Raw genomic sequence first — 2,853 nt, forward strand, 5'->3', positions numbered from 1 at the left:
AGTGAAGACGAGTAGGGCGGGGCACGTGAAACCCTGTCTGAACATGGGGGGACCATCCTCCAAGGCTAAATACTCCTGACCGACCGATAGTGAACCAGTACCGTGAGGGAAAGGCGAAAAGAACCCCGGAGAGGGGAGTGAAATAGATCCTGAAACCGTGTGCGTACAAGCAGTAGGAGCTCGCAAGAGTGACTGCGTACCTTTTGTATAATGGGTCAGCGACTTACTGTTCGTGGCAAGCTTAACCGTATAGGGGAGGCGAAGGGAAACCGAGTCTGATAAGGGCGCATAGTCGCGGGCAGTAGACCCGAAACCGGGTGATCTAGTCATGCCCAGGGTGAAGGTCAGGTAACACTGACTGGAGGCCCGAACCCACTCCCGTTGCAAAGGTAGGGGATGAGGTGTGATTAGGAGTGAAAAGCTAATCGAACCCGGAGATAGCTGGTTCTCCTCGAAAGCTATTTAGGTAGCGCCTCATATGTATCCTCTCGGGGGTAGAGCACTGTTATGGCTAGGGGGTCATCGCGACTTACCAAACCATTGCAAACTCCGAATACCGAGACGGACTGTATGGGAGACACACGGCGGGTGCTAACGTCCGTCGTGAAAAGGGAAACAACCCAGACCCACAGCTAAGGTCCCAAATTCACTGCTAAGTGGAAAACGATGTGGAAAGGCATAGACAGCCAGGAGGTTGGCTTAGAAGCAGCCACCCTTTAAAGAAAGCGTAATAGCTCACTGGTCGAGTCGGTCTGCGCGGAAGATTTAACGGGGCTAAGCAGTGAACCGAAGCTTGGGGTGCATCGCGATAAGCGATGCGCGGTAGAGGAGCGTTCCGTAAGCCTGCGAAGGTGGATTGAGAAGTCTGCTGGAGGTATCGGAAGTGCGAATGCTGACATGAGTAACGACAATGCGGGTGAAAAACCCGCACGCCGAAAGCCCAAGGTTTCCTTGCGCAACGTTAATCGGCGCAGGGTGAGTCGGCCCCTAAGGCGAGGGCGAAAGCCGTAGTCGATGGGAAGCAGGTTAATATTCCTGCACCTCGCGTAAGTGCGATGGAGGGACGGAGAAGGTTAGGTGTACCGGGCGTTGGTTGTCCCGGGGAAAGGCGGTAGGTTTGGATCTTTGGCAAATCCGGGATCCTTTAAGACCGAGCACCGAGACGAGTCTTTTAGACGAAGTCACTGATACCACGCTTCCAGGAAAAGCTCCTAAGCTTCAGCTTACGCAGACCGTACCGTAAACCGACACAGGTGGGTAGGATGAGAATTCTCAGGCGCTTGAGAGAACTCGGGTGAAGGAACTAGGCAACATGGCACCGTAACTTCGGGAGAAGGTGCACCCTTTTTGGTGGCTCGTGCGAGCTATAGCTGAAGAGGGTCGCAGAAACCAGGCCGCTGCGACTGTTTATCAAAAACACAGCACTCTGCAAACACGAAAGTGGACGTATAGGGTGTGACGCCTGCCCGGTGCTGGAAGGTTAATTGATGGGGTCAGCCGCAAGGCGAAGCTCTTGATCGAAGCCCCAGTAAACGGCGGCCGTAACTATAACGGTCCTAAGGTAGCGAAATTCCTTGTCGGGTAAGTTCCGACCTGCACGAATGGCGTAACGACAGCGGCGCTGTCTCCACCCGAGACTCAGTGAAATTGAAATCGCTGTGAAGATGCAGCGTTCCCGTGGCAAGACGGAAAGACCCCGTGAACCTTTACTATAGCTTTACACTGAACGTTGAGTTCGTCTGTGTAGGATAGGTGGGAGGCTATGAAACTGTGGCGCTAGCTGCAGTGGAGCCATCCTTGAAATACCACCCTGTCGTGCTTGACGTTCTAACCTAGGTCCGTAATCCGGATCGGGGACCGTGTATGGTGGGTAGTTTGACTGGGGCGGTCTCCTCCTAAAGAGTAACGGAGGAGCACGAAGGTACGCTCAGCGCGGTCGGACATCGCGCACTGTGTGCAAAGGCATAAGCGTGCTTGACTGCAAGATCGACGGATCAAGCAGGTACGAAAGTAGGTCTTAGTGATCCGGTGGTTCTGTATGGAAGGGCCATCGCTCAACGGATAAAAGGTACTCCGGGGATAACAGGCTGATACCGCCCAAGAGTTCATATCGACGGCGGTGTTTGGCACCTCGATGTCGGCTCATCACATCCTGGGGCTGTAGTCGGTCCCAAGGGTATGGCTGTTCGCCATTTAAAGTGGTACGCGAGCTGGGTTCAGAACGTCGTGAGACAGTTCGGTCCCTATCTGCCATGGGCGTTGGAGATTTGAGAGGGGCTGCTCCTAGTACGAGAGGACCGGAGTGGACGAACCTCTGGTGTTCCGGTTGTCACGCCAGTGGCATTGCCGGGTAGCTATGTTCGGAAGCGATAACCGCTGAAAGCATCTAAGCGGGAAGCGCGCCTCAAGATGAGATCTCCCGGGACACAAGTCCCCTAAAGGAACCATGTAGACTACGTGGTTGATAGGTCAGGTGTGTAAGTGCAGCAATGCATTGAGCTAACTGATACTAATGATCCGTGCGGCTTGACCATATAACCTCAAGATGCTTCCTCATAAGCATCCCTTAGCGCGACACACGTCGATCGCTCTCACTCGCTCGCTACATCACACCCCATGAGAGGCTGGCGCCCTGCCGTCCTCGGTCCAACAACCGAGAACTCGCACGCGGCGACACTCCAACCGTCTCCCTGGTGAAATTAGCGCTGTGGAACCACCCGATCCCATCCCGAACTCGGAAGTGAAACGCAGCTGCGCCGATGGTAGTGTGGCTCAAGCCATGCGAGAGTAGGTCATCGCCAGGGGCTTTACCCCAAATCCCCGTCCCACAAGGACGGGGATTTTTTATTGCGC

General features: G+C 54.5%; 2 rRNA genes (1 of these 2 running past the window's edge). Both read left to right on the top strand.

What is annotated here, in order from left to right:
• Positions 1-2,534: ribosomal RNA gene (locus SLW55_RS20495) — 23S ribosomal RNA — on the top strand; it begins 346 nt to the left of the window's first position.
• Positions 2,535-2,689: 155 nt separating this feature from the next.
• Positions 2,690-2,804: ribosomal RNA gene (gene rrf, locus SLW55_RS20500) — 5S ribosomal RNA — on the top strand.
• The last annotated feature ends 49 nt before the right edge of the window (positions 2,805-2,853 follow it).

The sequence above is a fragment of the Xanthomonas sp. LF06-19 genome, from assembly GCF_034105425.1.
GTDB classification, from domain to species: Bacteria; Pseudomonadota; Gammaproteobacteria; order Xanthomonadales; family Xanthomonadaceae; genus Xanthomonas_A; species Xanthomonas_A sontii.